The organism is Synechococcus sp. LTW-G (assembly GCF_054459035.1).
The window spans coordinates 43,336-60,584 of record NZ_JBTKYW010000002.1 but is presented as its reverse complement, the minus strand read 5'-3'; the positions used below and the strand labels follow the sequence as shown (position 1 = coordinate 60,584).

13 protein-coding genes are annotated in these 17,249 nt (G+C 59.2%); 10 read left to right on the top strand and 3 right to left on the bottom strand.

What is annotated here, in order from left to right; genetic code table 11:
- Positions 1-17: 17 nt before the first annotated feature.
- Positions 18-500, top strand: coding sequence for a 6,7-dimethyl-8-ribityllumazine synthase (ribH, locus tag ACXIQ9_RS04310; protein ID WP_459015855.1), 483 nt, complete (start codon positions 18-20; stop codon positions 498-500).
- Here the strand turns inward: ribH and ACXIQ9_RS04305 are convergent.
- Positions 497-952, bottom strand: a complete 456-nt coding sequence (locus ACXIQ9_RS04305; RefSeq protein WP_459016087.1) for a GNAT family N-acetyltransferase — start codon at positions 950-952, stop codon at positions 497-499. The genes ribH and ACXIQ9_RS04305 overlap by 4 nt on opposite strands.
- Before the next feature lie 29 nt (positions 953-981).
- Between ACXIQ9_RS04305 and rfbA the strand changes: the two genes are divergently transcribed.
- Genes rfbA through rfbD form a run of 3 tightly spaced genes read left to right on the top strand, consistent with a single transcriptional unit; the run spans position 982 to position 3,381 of the window.
- Positions 982-1,872, top strand: coding sequence for a glucose-1-phosphate thymidylyltransferase RfbA (gene rfbA / locus ACXIQ9_RS04300; RefSeq protein WP_459015854.1), 891 nt, complete (start codon positions 982-984; stop codon positions 1,870-1,872).
- Complete coding sequence (gene rfbC / locus ACXIQ9_RS04295) at positions 1,862-2,467, top strand: dTDP-4-dehydrorhamnose 3,5-epimerase (RefSeq protein WP_459015853.1); 606 nt, start codon at positions 1,862-1,864, stop codon at positions 2,465-2,467. The genes rfbA and rfbC overlap by 11 nt, the downstream gene beginning before the upstream one ends.
- A gap of 14 nt (positions 2,468-2,481) precedes the next feature.
- A complete protein-coding gene (rfbD, locus tag ACXIQ9_RS04290; protein WP_459015852.1) occupies positions 2,482-3,381 on the top strand; it encodes a dTDP-4-dehydrorhamnose reductase in 900 nt (299 codons plus the stop codon).
- Positions 3,382-3,530: 149 nt separating this feature from the next.
- Here rfbD and ACXIQ9_RS04285 read toward each other — a convergent pair whose 3' ends face one another.
- Together ACXIQ9_RS04285 and ACXIQ9_RS04280 are read right to left on the bottom strand one after the other, a co-directional pair.
- A complete protein-coding gene (locus tag ACXIQ9_RS04285; protein ID WP_459015851.1) occupies positions 3,531-4,745 on the bottom strand; it encodes a glycosyltransferase family 4 protein in 1,215 nt (404 codons plus the stop codon).
- Complete coding sequence (locus tag ACXIQ9_RS04280) at positions 4,742-6,022, bottom strand: glycosyltransferase family 9 protein (RefSeq protein WP_459015850.1); 1,281 nt, start codon at positions 6,020-6,022, stop codon at positions 4,742-4,744. The genes ACXIQ9_RS04285 and ACXIQ9_RS04280 overlap by 4 nt, the downstream gene beginning before the upstream one ends.
- A 30-nt stretch (positions 6,023-6,052) precedes the next feature.
- On the opposite strand from ACXIQ9_RS04280, the gene ACXIQ9_RS04275 reads away from it, so the two are divergent.
- From ACXIQ9_RS04275 to ACXIQ9_RS04250, 6 genes are all read left to right on the top strand, one after another.
- Entirely contained in the window at positions 6,053-6,850 is a 798-nt protein-coding gene (locus ACXIQ9_RS04275; protein WP_459015849.1) for a hypothetical protein, read from the top strand.
- Entirely contained in the window at positions 6,843-7,772 is a 930-nt protein-coding gene (locus ACXIQ9_RS04270; protein WP_459015848.1) for an exostosin domain-containing protein, read from the top strand. The genes ACXIQ9_RS04275 and ACXIQ9_RS04270 overlap by 8 nt, the downstream gene beginning before the upstream one ends.
- A 12-nt stretch (positions 7,773-7,784) precedes the next feature.
- Positions 7,785-8,999 carry a glycosyltransferase gene (locus ACXIQ9_RS04265; RefSeq protein WP_459015847.1) on the top strand — a complete coding sequence of 405 codons (1,215 nt, stop codon included), beginning with the start codon at positions 7,785-7,787 and terminating at the stop codon, positions 8,997-8,999.
- 266 nt (positions 9,000-9,265) lie between these two features.
- Complete coding sequence (locus tag ACXIQ9_RS04260; RefSeq protein WP_459015846.1) at positions 9,266-10,150, top strand: hypothetical protein; 885 nt, start codon at positions 9,266-9,268, stop codon at positions 10,148-10,150.
- Positions 10,131-11,381 (top strand): glycosyltransferase, encoded by a 1,251-nt coding sequence (locus tag ACXIQ9_RS04255; RefSeq protein ID WP_459015845.1) that lies wholly within the window; start codon positions 10,131-10,133, stop codon positions 11,379-11,381. Before ACXIQ9_RS04260 ends, ACXIQ9_RS04255 begins: the two co-directional genes overlap by 20 nt.
- A 108-nt stretch (positions 11,382-11,489) precedes the next feature.
- Complete coding sequence (locus tag ACXIQ9_RS04250; RefSeq protein WP_459015844.1) at positions 11,490-17,240, top strand: beta strand repeat-containing protein; 5,751 nt, start codon at positions 11,490-11,492, stop codon at positions 17,238-17,240.
- Positions 17,241-17,249 lie beyond the last annotated feature (9 nt).

The following is a 17,249-nucleotide window of genomic DNA, read 5'->3' as shown; positions in this document are numbered from 1 at the left end:
TCGCGAGCTCAGCTGACGTGACCGTTTTTGAAGGCCAGTTTTCCGGCGCGTCTGGATTGCGGGTTGCCGTAGTTGTCGCCCGCTTTAACGACTTGGTGACAGCAAAGCTCCTGAGCGGCTGTCTCGATTGCCTCTCCCGTCACGGGATTGATACCTCCGATAGCAGCGCCCAACTGGATGTGGCCTGGGTTCCAGGCAGTTTCGAGATCCCGTTGGTCGCGCAGCGCCTGGCCCAATCCGGTCGCTACCAAGTGGTGATCACTCTGGGAGCTGTGATCCGCGGCGACACCCCCCACTTCGATGTGGTCGTCTCCGAGGTCAGCAAAGGTGTTGCGGCAGTGAGCCGTGACTCTGGCGTGCCGGTGATCTTTGGTGTCCTCACCACCGACACGATGCAGCAGGCCTTGGAGCGGGCTGGCATCAAGAGCAACTTGGGCTGGAGCTATGGCCTCCAGGCCATTGAGATGGGCAGCCTGATGACGGCCCTGCCCCAGGCCTAGTTGTCTCGGCGCATCAGCCGCTGTCCCGCGACCTCTTCAAAGCCCAGCTGCCTGTAGAAGCCGGCGCTGTTGGTGGTCATCAGATAGACCCGCTCCACTCCCTTGAGCTGCGGAGAATTGGCCAGGGCCTCCACCAGCAGCCGGCCCAGGCCCTTGCCCTGGAGGTCCTCGGGGATCACCACATCCCAGAGCACGGCCCGGTAGATCCCATCGCTGGTGGCCCGCCCAAAGCCCACGAGGCGTTTTCCTTGCCACAGGCTGGCGACGGCTGCGCTGCCCTGGAGCATGCGTCGCAGTTCATCGATGGAGCGGTTCTCCGCCCAAAAGGCGTGTTGGTTGAACAGGCGCTGCAGCTTGAACAGGCCGCGGGTGGGTCTCCAGCCCGGTCCCATGCCGAGCCAGCGCAGTCCTGGAGCTCCCGGGGCATGCAGGATCAGCCTGGTCCCTTCCATGCCAACATCCTCCCAGCGGGCGGACAACCTTGGCTCAGGAGCGCAAGGGCATCATTCTGGCCGGTGGTTCGGGGACGCGGCTTCATCCGATCACTCAGGCGGTGAGCAAGCAGTTACTTCCCGTCTACGACAAGCCGATGATCTACTACCCCATTAGCACCTTGATGCTGGCGGGGATTCGGGAGGTCTTGGTGATCACCACTCCCCATGACCAAGCCGCATTCCAGCGCTTGCTCGGGGACGGCTCTGCCTGGGGCATGGAGATCCGTTATGCGGTGCAGCCCAGCCCCGACGGGTTAGCTCAGGCGTTTCTGATTGGCGAGGCGTTTTTGGCGGGTGCTCCCGCGGCCCTCGTTCTCGGGGACAACTTGTTCCACGGCCACGACCTGTTGTTTCAGTTGCGCAGCACCAACGCAACCGCCCAGGGGGCCACGGTTTTTGCTTATCCGGTCCGGGACCCGGAGCGCTACGGCGTCGTGGAGTTTTCCTCTGATGGCCAGGTCCTGAGCATTGAGGAGAAACCCGCCAAGCCCAAGTCCCGCTATGCGGTGACGGGCCTCTACTTTTATGACGACTCCGTGGTGGAGCGCGCGAAGCAGGTCGTGCCTTCAGCGCGGGGAGAGTTGGAGATCACCGATCTCAATGGCCAGTACCTGCGGGATGGCCAGCTGCAGGTGGAGCTCATGGGCCGTGGTATGGCTTGGCTCGACACCGGCACCTGTGACTCGCTCCACGAGGCCGGCAGCTACATCCGCACCTTGGAGCATCGTCAGGGTTTGAAGGTGGGCTGCCCCGAGGAGGTTGCCTGGCGCATGGGCTGGATCAGCGGCGATCACTTGGAGACGCTGGCAGTGCCGCTCTTGAAAAGTGGCTACGGCCGTTACCTACTCCAGCTTCTGGAGGCGTCCAATGACATCTGAACGGTTGATCGGCTGCCGAGGTCTTCCCCTGGAAGGTCCCCTGTTGTTCACCCCCAGGGTCTTTGGCGATGAGCGGGGCTTCTTTTTCGAAAGCTGGAACCAGCGTGCGTTTGCGCTGGCCCTTGAGGCCGACGGCCAGCCTGTTCCCCAGTTTGTTCAAGACAACCACTCCCGCTCAGCGCAAGGCGTCCTGCGCGGCTTGCACTACCAGCTGCCCCCCCACCCCCAGGGGAAGCTTGTGCGTTGTGTCCTGGGCGAGATTTTTGATGTCGCGGTGGACATCCGCCACGCTTCGGCCACGTTTGGCCAGTGGGTCGGGGCGACCTTGAGTGCCGAGAATCACCAGCAGCTTTGGGTGCCTGCTGGTTTCGCCCACGGCTTCATCACCTTGAGCGAGCAAGCGGAGGTGCTCTACAAAACCACCGACTTCTGGGATCGGGACTGCGAGCGTGCCATTCGTTGGAGCGATCCGCAGCTGGCGATCCGCTGGCAGCCTCAGCAGGATGAACCGCTGCCCATGGCTCCTCTGCTCTCCGAGAAGGATGCGGCGGCTCCGCTTCTCAGTGATCTCTCGGCTGAGGATCTCTTCCGCTGATGGGTCTAAGAGCGATGAAGGTGATCCTTACCGGAGCAGCTGGCCAGCTGGGGCAGGCGCTGTGCCGCAGGGCACCCGCTGTGATCGCTGGGCGCCCTGTGCAATGCATCATCACCACCCGGATGGGCGGTGATGGTTCCGTCGCGTTGGATCTGGCCGACGCAGCAGCGTGCCGGCGACTGGTGGAGGAGCATCGGCCCGATTGGGTGGTGAATGCAGGCGCCTATACGGCAGTCGACGCCGCCGAGCGGGAGCCGGACCTTGCCCACGCGGTGAATGCTGCGGCGCCCGGCGCCCTGGCTGCAGCCTTGGCTGCAACGGGGGGACGCCTGCTGCAGCTGAGTACCGACTTCGTGTTCAGCGGAGCACAAGGTGCGCCCTATCGGCCGGATCAGCCGCTGGATCCGTTGGGGGTCTATGGAGCGAGCAAGGCCGCCGGTGAAGTTCAGGCGGCGTCTGTTCTTGCGGCCGAGCGGCTTTGCATTATGCGCACCAGCTGGGTCTACGGCCCGGTGGGCCGCAACTTCCTGCTCACCATGTTGCGTTTGCTGAGGGAGCGAGAGGAGTTAGGGGTGGTCGCCGACCAGGTGGGCTGTCCCACTGCAACGGCCGGCTTGGCGCTTGCCTGTTGGTCAGTGCTGGAGCGTGAAATCAGTGGAATCCATCACTGGAGCGATGCGGGGACCGCCAGTTGGTACGACTTTGCTGTGGCGATTGCAGAGCTTGGCCAAGAATCGGGCTTGCTTACGAATCCGGCGCAAATCCGCCCGATCGGCACAGCGGACTACCCCACGCCAGCCCAGCGCCCGAGTTATTCCCTACTGGACTGCACGAGCACCCGTGATGCCTTGGCAATGGCCCCCTTGCATTGGCGCTCGTCCCTGCGGCAGGTGATCGCCGAGCTCATCCCATGAGCGGAGGTACGGCAAGCACCACTGCATCTAGTGTGCAAGCTTGAGATCAGACGCTAGGATTGGTAGATGGCGGTTCCCGCCTGGGTCCGGCGGAGGACAAACACTGACCCCACGATGCCAATCGTGGGGTTTTTTGTGTCTCCTTTTGGTTAGAGCCACAGCACGTCCCCATGGCTTTGGACCGTTTGGCTGAACAAGGCTTCCAGTTGCTGCGCTGAGGCACGCACTGAGAAACGTTCTTGAGCAACGCGTTCACCCTCTTTTGCGATGGCGATCAAGCGTTCCGGGTTGTGGCACAACCATTCGAGTTTGTTCGCAAGATCGTCGGCGTTTCCTGCTTGGAACCGCAGTCCGCTCACTTGATCGTCAAACAGTTCTGAGGCGCCTCCAACCCCACTGCTGATTAGGGCAAGTCCGCTCGCCATGGCTTCCGCTCCAACAATGCCGAAGGCTTCGGGATGAATCGAGGGAAACACGCACACATGGTGCAAGCGGAAGAGCCGAGCCAAGCTGTCTCGATGGAGTTGTCCAACCAGACGGACATCGCTGAGCCCATGGGCGTCCAGAACAGCCTGAAGCTGTTCGCTGTACCCGCTTTGAAAACGGCCACCGGCCAAATGGCCCTGCAGGTGTAGACCGCGTTTCCGCAGGAGTGCCAGGGCGGAGACCAGTGTGTGGGCACCTTTGCTTCCCATGAGCAACCCGGCAAAGCAGACTTTCAGCGGTTGGGCCCGTGTCCCGAGCTGGCCAGGCGCAGCTTGTCGTCCGTCAAGGGGAGGGGGCAGCGCCCGCCCCGTCGGCTCCTGGCCAAAGAGTTCGCAGCGTGCCCCTGGATAGACCACAGGCAGATCGGCGGGGAAGCCAGCGTGTTCCAGGGATTCGCGGACGCAGTGGCTCGCGGCGACAAGCTGGTAGTGCTGGCTTTTGGGAAGCCTTGTGGCGGGAAATGGAGCAGTCACAAATCCCACGTGGTGAAGCAGTGGGATACCGAATGGGAGTAACGGTTGAAGACTTTCAAGTCCTAAAAGATCGAGATTGCCGACCAACACTCCATCGAATGGCCCTGCTTTCTCGAACAACACCGAGATGGCGAGGGCATTGCTCTGATTGATCGCGGCACAGGCGTCTGGATCCTGTAGTGGGCTGACCCCGCCCTGGTAGGTCCCTTTCAGTCGCAGTTCACGATGCACCCTCTCCCCAGAGGGACCGTGCGTCGATCGCTCACCCAGGTGGGGCTCATCGCAGGTCAGCACTTCGAGATGATGCCCCCGCTCCTGCAGACCCCAAACAAAATCGGCGATGCATCGTCCATAGCCACCTAACTCTTGAGGTGGGTAGAGATTGGTCAGCGCTAGGAGTTTCATGCTGGGTATTGCTGTTGCCAGCTTGTCTGCATCGCTTGAATGACGACATCCCAACGACCGTGGGTTGGCTGACGGTAGAGCCGAACACTGGGGTACCAGGGTGTTCGATCACCGTGCAGACCCCACCTCCATTCTGGAATGTGGCGCAAAGCAACCCAAGTCGGGATGCCCAGTGCTCCAGCAAGATGCACGACACCGCTATCGGCGCTGATCACCAGATCACAATTGCTGATGATCGCTGCAGTGTCGATGAAGTCCATGCTGTGACTGACGCCATCTTGTCCTCTGACGAAAGGGAGCTGGCACGTGTCGGTGCGTTGTTCGCTGCCAAAACCTTTCTGAAGGCTGACAAATTCAACATCGTTGAGCTGTTTGAGCGGTTCGAAGTGCTTGAACGGCATTGACCGGCCTCGCGTATAGAGCGACCCCTCATGGTTTGGATTGCCTTGCCAATGCAAGCCGATGAGACGCCGTCCAGGTTGACGTTGCAGCCGTTGTCGCCAGAGCTCGACCATTGAGGGATCGACCTGGATATAGGGCCCATCAGAGCTCAGAGTGCTCGGATCAAGCTTGAGGCGATGGGGCAGGCTCAATAAGGGACACCAAAGGCTGCCGGGTTCCTTCAATGTTGGGTCGTTGCTGTTTGAGACCACAGCATCAATCCCCGTGCCCCGATCAAGCAGATTCACCAGTGCGTTCTGACAGACCAGCGAGACGGGCACGTCTAGGCGGTTTTGAAGTTGCGTCGCAAAGCGACAGAACATGAAGGTGTCTCCAAGCCCTTGCTCCGCAAACAAGACCAGTCTTGTGAGTGGACGTTGATCACAGACTCCACTCCATGGGGCATCGCAGCGTGAGTGAAAGAGGCTGTTTTGGCTTGTTCTTAGGCGATCCTCATAGCGTTGCCAGCCCTCCTCAAATTGACCGATTAAGAGAAGATCCTGTGCCAGATTACGGTTCGCTGATGTCCAGGTTGGACTGGGTCTCTCCTCATGCCCAGACAGTTGCAGAGCCTGCCGATAGGCGCGGATCGCCGCTGCGATCTTCCCTGAATGATGCAGACTGAGCCCAAGGTTGAAATAGGAGGTTGGCAAGGTTGGATCGATCTGGATTCCAACCCCGATGAGCCTGCTTGCGTCATGGGATCTCGACCCCAGTAGCGCCTCCGCCGCATTCACCCAGTTAGAGGCCGTTAGCGTCACCGGCAGAGACCTCCTTGCATGAAGATTCTGGTCGCCATCCTCCACCACTGGAACCCAGAGGGAAGTGGTCGCCATCAGTCCCTACGGCCTGACCCGGAGCCTCGCATGGCGGCTCTCCGTGAGCAGATTCTTGGCTTGTCACGCTTGGGTCGTTGCCAGTTCCATTTCCATCTGGCTGACCAGGCTGCCTATGCCGCCAACCATTCCCAGCGTCATGCTATTGATATTCATGTGGTCACTGACGGCAAAAATCACCTCGTCGACAAGCTTCACCCTAATTTTCGCAACCGTATTCAGCATGTTGTAGCTCAACCGAAGGATCCTCTTTTCCTTGGTTTTGAGCTGCAACGGCACCTGCAGAGTCAGCTTGAAGAGGACTACGATCTATACGCCTACTTTGAGGATGATCTGATCATCCATGATCCATTTTTCTTTATTAAAATCGCTCGGTTTGTCGACGTCCATGGCGCAAATTCCGTTTTATTGCCCCAGCGATTTGAGCTGCTCCCAATCCCGTCTTTCGTGGATAAGTTGTATGTGGATGGGCCACTGGCTAAGGCTGATCTTGATCCATTAAGGCTTCAATCTGCAGAGTCATTAACCCTTAATGATTCTTTCTTGGGTGAGGTCTGCTTTGAGACTCCATCGAACCCCCATGCTGGTTGTTTTGTCTTGACCCATGCACAACTTCAGCATTGGTCCTCCCAGGATTGGTGGCTCGACCGTGATTGTTCCTTTATCTCTCCGCTCGAAAGTGCGGCGACGCTTGGCCTCGTCAAGACGTTTCAGCTGTTTAAGCCCACCTATGCCCATGCTTCTGCTTTGGAGATCCAGCATTGGGGGGCTGGGTTTCTCAGCTTGATGGCCAATGCAAAACCGATGGCGCCTGCCGAGCATGGTTAACCAGGCTGACGTGCTGTCGGTGGTTTGGGGTTGTGATCCCACCCGGCAATTGGAGCGGGGCTGGATCAACGCACTCGTGGCCCCTGCTTCTGAAGAACAGCTGTTGACGGCGTCAGCTCGTTCTTCTGCCTTAGGCATGCCGGTCATTCTGGTTGAATCCGGTTTGTTGCGTCTACAGCGCGCTCCGGATCCCGCCCAGCTTGCGCACCAGAAGTCCCAACGCCATCAACGGATTCAGAGCCTGGCGTCGACGGGTCGCTTTGGCCTGATTCATCTCAGCGATGAGGAGGGTTTGGATGGAGATGACCTTTATCCGATGCTGCCTGAGGGAACGCCAATTTGGCGCAACTTTTCCTATCCCAGGCATCGCCACGCCCATGTCTTTCCCATCGGACCGCGCGTTGAGTTTCTCTTGCCAGAACTCGACCAACGTTCCCGGCGGCTTGCATCAGCAAGGCCCTACCCCTGGACGTTTATGGGGACGTTGTGGGCTAGCGGTCAGCGCCTCAAAGCAGCATCACTCTTCCTGAGGTCTCTTCCCCATGGTTATTTCTATGGCGGGAGAGGGTTTTCCCAGGGGTTGCCACTGCCTGTCTACCAAGAGCACTTATTCGAAAGCTGTTTTGCGTTGTGTCCCGACGGGGATCGTCATTTTGACACCTTTCGTTTGTACGAGAGCCTGCAGTGCGGCTGTATCCCTGTCGTCGTCGATCAACGGGACATGGCTTCTCTAACCCTTGGAGGGGCCAACCCCTTTCCTATTTTTAAAACCTGGGAGGAAGCCCTGATTTGGGTCCAGCAACTGCTGCAATGTCCCGAGCAGCTTGATGCGCTCCAGGCCCTGGTGCAGCACTGGTGGCGGCAGAACCGGACCAACCTCAGACTCGCCATGCGCCAAACTCTTGGCAGAACGTCGAGCTGAGCGCCCTGATCCGTGCGTTTGCTTCTGATCCATCAGAACTTTCCTGGGCAGTTCCGTCAGCTGGTCCCTTACCTCTTGCAACAGGGACATGAAGTGGTCGCGATCTGCTCGCACGAGCGGCCCGTTCACTTGCCTGTACGCATCCTCCGTTACGCCAAGCCGGCGAAGACCAACGGACTCAGTCATTTCGGCGCCACCATGTGGGAGGAGGCTCTCCTGCGTGCTGAAGCCGTTGCCCGTTGTGTCACGGGGTTGATAGCGGAAGGTTGGCTTCCAGATTGCGTGTTAGCCCATAGCGGATGGGGTGAAACGCTCGCGTTGCCCCAGGTGCTGCCGGGTGTTCCGCAGGTGATCTGGCCTGAGCTCTGGGTGAGGCCTGAGCATGGCGGGCATGGCATCGATCCACTCAAGCCCACTGTTGGTTTGGATCAGGAACTGGAGCAGGTTGGCCGGCATGCCCTGACCCGTGTGGCTTTGGATTTCGCTAGTGCCTGGATTTTGCCCACACGGCATCAGGCGAATAGTTTTCCGCCTGAGTTCCAGGGAGAACGCATGCATGTGATCCATGAGGGGATTGATGCGTCCGTTGCCAAGCCAAGGGACGACGTGAACTATGAAGTGCGTGGGGTTGCGATCAACCGTTCCGTGCCGACGATTACGTTTGTCAATCGCAACTTGGAGCGTCTTCGTGGTTTCGATACTTTCATGCGTGCGCTTCCACGCATTCAGGCCTCCCACCCAACCGTGCGCATCTTGATCGTTGGTGATAATGAGGCTGGCTATGCGGGGGGCACTGGCGCGGGACGTCCTCTGCGGGAAATGATGCTTCAGGAATTGGACGGTCAGTTAGACCTGAACCGAGTTCATTTCCTGGGCCGCATCCCCCACGATCAGCTCATGGCTCTGTTTCAGGCGAGCTGGGTGCATGTTTACCTCAGCTATCCATTTGTGTTGGGGTGGAGTGCCCTGGAGGCGATGGCCTGCGGCTGCTGCATTGTCGGCAGCAGCGGAATGCCCGTAGCGGAAGTGATTGAAGACGGGGTAAATGGAGTATTGATCCCGATTCAAGACCCCAACCGCTTAGCCGACCGTGTGTTGCGTCTTCTAGGTGCGCCTGAGCTCAGGCAGCGCTTGGGCCAGCAAGCTCGCCAAACAGCACTCCGTTGGGATCAGACGCAAACATTGCCGAAAATGATGGCGGTGATCAATCAGGTGGCGACGGCGTGACGATTCAACTCACTCGGCTTCAGCGGCTCCGCCATCGGCTGATAATCAGCCGATGGAAGCGATGGTTGCTGCCATCGCTTTGTGCCCTTCCCTATCTAGCCTCAATCGTTTGGCTAATCGTTCTCGGCGAGCTGTGGATTGCTCAAGTCTTGCTCGCACCCTTGCTGATGGGTCTCATGCTGGGGGCGCTCACCCTCTGGTTGGCCAAGCAGGAGTTCCGGCGATGAGGCCCTTACCCTAAAATCGAACATCATCGCGTTTGAACCGTGGAGCTCCCCACTCAGCCGTGGTACCTCGATTCAGGTAACGCTGAGAGTCGTGATGCTCTGATGCGGTTTTGGCTTGCTGCCCCATCAGATCGCCTGCAGCAGCTGTGGGACGGAGAATTTGGCAGTCGTACACGCTCCCTGGTTCAACAACTTAATTCCCAGTCCCAGTTCAATCCTGATCAGCTTCGTCTGCGCGATTCTCTGAATCAGTCCATTCAGCGTCTGGGTTTGTCGCATCCAATGGGGCAGCAGCTGTTGGTTGCAGCGTTTTTGTTGTCCCCTCCTGGATTATTCAAGGTTGCCAATCCCGAGCAACAATTGCCTGACTGGTTAACCCAGGCCTACCGCAGTCTGTACGAAGCAGCATCTCCTGCGCAAGCTCCAGCTTCGACTCCTGCGCTGCCCAAGCCCGACTTTGGCGCGTTCCCCGGCTCATTGGCTGAGCTGGTGGGTCATCGAATCCAGCTGAACCGCCTGCTGGGCTTGTCTAATCTCTACTACATCGATCCTGACGATCGCGAAATTGCATCTGAGTTGATCGAGTTGCGTCACTCCTTGGCACAACTTGTTGCTTCTGCTCCTCCCCATGACTTGGAGCGGATTTGGGCGACTGATTTTGGTGATCGTTACTGGGCACTCGTGCGCTCCGGCATTCAGAATGAGCCGCGATCCCCCCGTGATCAACAGGTCCTTGATCAGTCCTCTCAGTTGTTATCGGTTCATTCGTTTAATCACTCCCACTCCATCAACGCCCTGCTGGTGGTGATGATGTATCTCAAGCCCGGTTCCATGCGTGTGGAGGGTGCTATCCAGAAGCTTCCACAATGGCTCCTTCCGACGTATCAACAGGTTTTCGAACTCGTTGCTCCAGCTAGCGCCTAGCGAGTGTGGATCGTTGCGGTTCCTGTTTTCACATCACAACTATCCGGCTCAGTTCCGTCGGCTTGTTCCCGCCCTTGTTCAATGCGGCCATGACGTTGTCTTCCTTTGCCGCAGTAGGGAATGGCACGCGCCAGACGTGGATGGCGTAAGGATCATTCCCTACGAGCCCCACCGTGGCGGCGGTGGGGCTGTGATCCACCCCTATCTGCGGCGTTTTGAGGAGGCGGTTCTCCACGGTCAGGCTGCCTACCGCGCACTGCAGCCTCTGGTGGAATCCGGCTGGAAGCCCGATTGGATCGTTAATCATGTGGGTTTCGGCAATGGCCTCTACCTCAAGGATGTCTTCCCTGATGCCAAGCGCATTGGTTTATTCGAGTGGTACTACAACGCCAGTGGTTGCGATGTGGATTTTCTGCAGCAAGCGCCCGTCGACCCTGATCGGCGGCTGAAACTGCGGACCTGGAACGCCCATTCCCTGCTTGAACTCGCGGCTTGCGACTACGCCGTGACGCCAACGGAATGGCAGCGACGTCAATTTCCCCAGCGTCTTCGCTCTCTCCTTCAGGTCATCCATGAGGGCATTGATCTGCCGCTCATGCAGTCTCTGCGGCTTGATCCGCCTCCCCGTCCGAGTTGTCTACCTGCTGAGGGTGAGATCGAGGTTCTGACCTACGTCAGCCGCGGTTTTGAGGAATACCGCGGCTTTCCGCAGGCCATGCGCGCGATTGAGTTACTCCAACAGAAGCGCCCCAATCTGCACGTCTTGATTGTTGGACATGACGGTGTTGCCTATGGGGCGAACCGTCCTGACGGTCTGAGCTGGGGTCAGTGGGCGAAGCAGGAGGTCGCACTCGATCCGGCACGCACCCACTGGCTTGGCATCTTGCAGGACGCTGAGTATCAACAGGTGCTCGCCCACAGCACGGTTCATCTCTATTTGACTGTTCCGTTTGTGTTGAGTTGGAGCCTGCTCGAATCGATGGCTGCAGGCTGTGCGCTCGTCTCCAGCGCCACCCCCCCTGTCCAAGAGGTCCTCGAGCACAACAAGCAGGCGCTCCTGGTGGACTTTTTCGATGTGGAGGAGCAGGCCAATGCGATTGACCAACTCCTGTCTCAACCGGAGACCCGGTCGAGACTCTCGGCGGCAGCGCAGCGCCGTGCCGCTGACTATTCCGCCGAGCAAGGGCGGAGCGCCTGGATGGAGCTGTTCGGTCAGGGTCTGGTCACTTAAGGGCAGCTCCACAGCTGTCTGTATTGACCGTAGGTACATGTACGTCTATTTTCTTAGTCGTATGTGGACTTTTTGTCCTCAAACCCGCCGCCCCCTGTGTGGGAGCGGATGACCCGTCAACCGTTCCCGCACTCGATCCAACCTGAGATGAGCGACCACTTCAACGTCATTGAAGGCAACGACCTTCAGAACTACGTTTCGGCCACGCGAGGACAGTCCGACTCGATCCTCGTTTACAACGCAGACGACGTCGTTTCCGGCGTTTCCGAGGATGACCGCGTGGTCCTCGGTCTCGGCAACGACACCCTCCAAATTTTCAACGCGCCCGATCCGAACGGCTTTGCCTTCTCCCTTGATGGGGCAGAGCTGTACGGCGACGGTCAACCCAATTCCCAGCTCGGTGGCTCCGTTTCCACCCCGAGCGGCAATGACCTTCTTGATATCACCCTTCCGGGTCGTGGCCCCCAGGTGTTCCTGGGCGCAACCCGCACCCTGATCGATGCCGGTGCCGGCACCGACACGATTGATGGTTGGAGCAACCTGTTCGCTTCCACCCTTCGTGGCGGCGAAGGCACCGACAGCATCGGTTGGGGCTCCGGCATCACCATCAATGGTGACCGGATCAGCGTTTCGATCAGCGGCAGCTTGATCGAAGGTGGTCTTGGCGATGACACCACGACCCTGAGCGCCAACAGCGTCCTGAACACCACGGTGTGGGGCGCCAGCGCTGCCGATGGCGCCATTGACGGCGATGACAATCTCTTTGTGTACGGCTATTGCGGTACCAATGAAACAGTTAATGCTGTCGTTGACGGCCTAATTCTCAATGGCAATGCCGGGGCTGACAACATCTCGGTAGGCCTACTCCGGGTTCTGGGCGGCGCAGGCAATGATTCGATAGGAGCTCCGGCTGCAGCGCTGAACATCAACAACTCGTTGATTCGTGGCGGTAAGAACAACGACCTGATCACCGTTGGTGCTCGCTTCGACATCAGCAACAGCACCATCTACGGCGATGGCAATGCTGATGTTCTGCGGGTGAGCGCTGGTCGCGATATCCTGGCGAGCAGCATCTGGGGTGGCAGCACCACTGACACCACCAGCGATCTTGCTGACGAAGTCGTCATTGATGCCGCTGAGAACATTTCCGGCACCTATGCCCAGGGCAACGCTGGAAACGACAGCTTCACTGTCACCTCTGACTTCCTGCTTGCTTCCACCATCCGCGGTGGTAAGGACGACGACAACCTCACCGTTACTGCAACCACTGACATCAGCAGTGGCGTGGTCTTTGGTGACAACGGAAGCGACTCGCTGACTGTGAATGTCGGTCGTGACATCACCTTTAGCTCGCTGTTTGGCGGCAGCTTTGAGGACACCACCAACGATGGTGCTGACTTCATCCAAATCACTGCTGGCACCAAGGTCAGCTCGTCGGTGATCCGCGGCAATGGCGGTAACGACTCGATCGATATCAATAGCCCGCTGCTGAGCCGCTCGAGTGTTCAAGGCGGCAAGGACAACGACAGTATCGTTATCCAAACCGGCACGTCTAATTCGAGCTACGAGATCCGCAATTCGTCGATCTCTGGCGACTTAGGGAACGACACTCTGTATATCGGTGGTGCAACCACCGGCGTGATCAACACCAGCAGCGTCTATGGCGGTGTTGGCAACGACCTGATCACGATCCAGTCGTCGGTGACCCAGTCACTGGTCTCTGGTGGCGAAGGTTTAGACACCATCCTCATCAACAACAGCGTTGATCGCTCCACCATCGACGGCGGAGCCGGTGCTGACACCGTGATTCTTGGCAGTCTCACCAGCAGCTCGCTCTATGGCGACGCAGCTGATGACTCCTTGAATATCACTGGTGCCATCACTGCCTCGCTGGTGGATGCTCAGGCCGGTAACGACACCCTCGTGATCGGAGGCCGTATTGGTGGCTCGACCCTGATCGCGGGTGAGGGTGATGATTCCCTCAGCAATGGAAGTGGCAGCACTATCGGTGTGATGATCACTTCTTCTGTGATCGGTGGTTCCGGCAACGACACCCTGCAGTTCGGCCAAGTTGACCGCAGCACGATCGACGCAGGCATCGGTAACGACACCATCACCTTCGCCGGCAGCCTGACTGGCAGCTCGGTGGTTGCAGGTCTCGGAAACGACACCGTGGATGTCGTCTCTGACTTGCTCACCAGCAGTGTTGAGCTGGGTGAGGGCACCAACCTCATGGAGGTTGGTGGTGAGGTCAGCAGCAGCACCGTGACCGGTGGTGCTTCGTCTGACACCCTGCTCGTTACGGACGTTGTGACCAGCAGCTCGGCTGATCTGGGTGCCGGGGCTAACTACGGCTCCTTCACCGCCAACGTCCAGACCTCCACTGTTGTCTCGGGTTCTGGCGATGACACCTTCCTCTTCGCTCAGTCCATTACGAGCTCGAGCGTTTCAGTGGGCGATGGCACCAACCTGGTTGATGTGGGTGGTGAACTTCTGTCCTCGACGGTGACCTCCGGTTCCGGCGCTGACACCCTGGATATCGTCGGTGCTGTCACCAGCAGCTCGGCCAGCTTTGGGAACGGCAACAATTACGTCACTATCGGCGGCATCGTCAGCCTCAGCACCCTGACGGGCGGCACTGGTAACGACACGGTTCTGCTGGACAAGGCAGTTGACCGCAGCACCATCACCACGGGTGATGGCACTGACGTCATCCAGGGTGCGTCTTCGATCACGTTGTCCTCTGTGACGACTGGAGAGGGTGTTGATTCGGTCCTCTTCAGCGGCGCTGTGAGTGGCAGCACGATTGATCTGGGTGCAGCCAATGACACCCTGGCGATCGACGGCAATGTGGTCACTGCTGCTTCTACCGCTGGTATCAGCAGCATCACTAAGACAAGCAATCTGTTGCTCGGAGAGGGTGACAACTACGCCACCATCGGTGGCCTGGTGACCAGCGCTTCTGTGACCGCAGGAGCCGGCAACGACACCCTGCTGGTTGGCGGCCGCGTCGGCGGCAGCACCGTTGATGTGGGTGCTGGCAACAACACCCTCAACTTCTCCAACAACGGCCAAAGCAACGTCGCTGTGATCACCTCCACGGTGACGGGTGGCAGCGGCAACGACAGCTTCACGTTCGCTGGCATCGCTAGCTCCGCCTCTGTGGTGCTCGGCGACGGCGACAACGTGTTCACTGCCGGCACGACTGCTGGTGGTGCGATCCAACAGAGCACGGTGACCGGCGGTGCTGGCAACGACTCTGTGACGGCCGGCAGCCTGCTGAACGACACCCTGTCCCTGGGTGCTGGTGCTGACAGCCTGTCCGTCCTGAACGGCGTGTCCAGCAGCAGCATCACGATCGGCAGCTCCAGCTACGTGAGCGTCGGCGGTGTGGTGACGGCCACCACGATCACCGGTGGCAGCGGCAACGACAGCATGCTGTTCGGCGCAGCCGTGTCCCAGTCGGTGATCACCCTGGGCGACGGCGACAACCTGGCCCTGGGTGTGACCGCGAACGCCGGTCTTACCAGCTCCACTTTGACTTCGGGCTCTGGAGACGACTCGATCGTCTTCTGGGGTGGCCAGCGCAACTCCAGCGTTAATTCTGGTGCTGGTAACGACTCGCTGCACTACGGAAGCTGGGGCACTACTTCCTCTTCCGGTGACGGCTCCGTCTCGGTGAACCCAAGCTCGATTCAGACGGACCTGGGTAACGACACCCTGTCTGTTGTTGGCGGCATCAAGTTCACGACGATCGGCATGGGCGAGGGTGACAACAAGGTCACCATCGGAAGCTGGATCTCCAGCAGCACGCTGACGGCCGGAACGGGTAACGACACCGTTCAAATCGGCGGCGGCGTGACCGGCAGCTCGATTGCTCTGAGCACTGGCACCAACGTCCTGTCCCTGGCTGCGAGCGTGAGCAGCAGCACGGTGACGACCGGATCTGATGCCGATAGCTGGACCGTTGGTAGCGGCTCAAGTGACTACATCACTGCTAGCTCCCTGAACTCCGGTGGCGGCGCTGACACTGTTGTGATCAACACCGGCAACATCACCGCCAGCACCATTACCGCTGGCAGCGGCGCCGACACCCTGTTGGTCTCCGGTGGTGTGACTGCTAGCTCGATCACCTTTGGCGACGGCAATGCCTACGCCTCGATCGGTGGTCTGTTGACGAACTCCACGATCACTGCAGGAGCCGGCAACGACACCCTGCTGGTTGGCGGACAGGTCGCCGGTAGCACGGTTGATTTGGGTGCTGGCAACAACACGCTCAACTTCTCCAACAACGGTCAATCCAACGTTGCTGTGATCACTTCCACGGTGACGGGTGGCATCGGCGACGACAGCTTCACGTTCGCTGGCATCGCCAGCTCCGCCTCTGTGGCGCTGGGTGATGGCAACAACGTCTTCACTGCCGGCACGACTGCTGGTGGTGCGATCCAACAGAGCACGGTGACCGGCGGTGCTGGCAGCGACTCTGTGACGGCCGGCAGCCTGCTGAACGACACCCTGTCCCTGGGCACTGGTGCTGACAGCCTTTCCGTCCTGAACGGCGTGACCGGCAGCAGCATCACGATCGGCAGCTCCAGCTACGTGACCGTCGGCGGTTCCTTCATGACCTCCACCTTGATCGGCGGCGACGGCACTGACACCTTCGCCTTCGGCGCAACGGTGACTAACTCGGTGATCGCCCTCGGTGACACCGGCGCCAACGTTGTCAATGCCACCCTTGGCATTATCAAGACCAACATCACTGGTGGTAGTGGTGCCGACTCGATTACGGCGGCTGCTCTGGACAACGACACCATCTCCCTGGGTGCTGGTGCTGACAGCCTGTCGGTCACTGGCGGCGTCACCCGCAGCAACATCACGATCGGCACCTCGAGCTTCGTGACGATCGGCGGCAACCTTGTCACCAGCACCTTGACCGGTGGCGACGGTATTGACACCTTCTCCTTCGGTGGAACGGTCACTAGCAGCCGCATATCCGTCGGCAACACTGCGGCAAACACCATCAACGGAGTCACCTTTGCAAAAACCACCTTCATCGGTGGCGATGCGAGCGACACCCTCTCGCTGACAGGTACCTCATCCGTTGACTCCCTGACCCTCGGCGCTGGTGACAACTACGTCACCATCGGTGGCACCGTGAGCGCCACCACCCTGATTGGTGGCGGTGGTGCAGATCTGGTGAAGTTCGCGGCGACAAACACCTCGAACATCCAGTTGGGCAGCGGTGCTGACTCGCTGTACTTCAACGGATTCCAGACCGGAGTTCGCGTGGAGCTCGGGGCTGGTGCCGATTACATGACCGCCTCTGCGGTTGTGAACGGCGGCACCATCCTTGGTGGTGCTGGTGCTGACACCATCGGCTTTGGGGCGGCAGTCACCACTTCTCTGTCGATCGACGCCGGTACAGACGCCGACAGCCTCTACTTCGGCAGCGCAATCTATGGTTCGACCGCCAGTAACACCATCCTTGGTGGAAGCGGCGCTGACACCATGACGTTTGCTGCAGGTGCGACCGGCATCATTGCCGGTGGTGATGGCGCTGACTCACTGGCGTTCACCTCGGTTCTCAGCCAATCCGCTTCTGTCACCTACTACTTCGGTGGCAGCGACACCGGTATCGACACCATCTGGCTGGGTGGTTTGTCAGAAACCAACGGCAGCATCACGGTTGCTTCCTACGGCAGCGATTCACTTGCCATCAACTACCAGGGAACCTTCTCCAGGTCTCAGGTCCAGTTGACCAATGCCGCTGGCGACACGAGCACTGTTGGATACGTCTTCGGCGTCACTGCAGGTTCTGTTGCGACAACAACGCTCGGCTCACTTCCCTCTGTGTCCTGATCACACTGA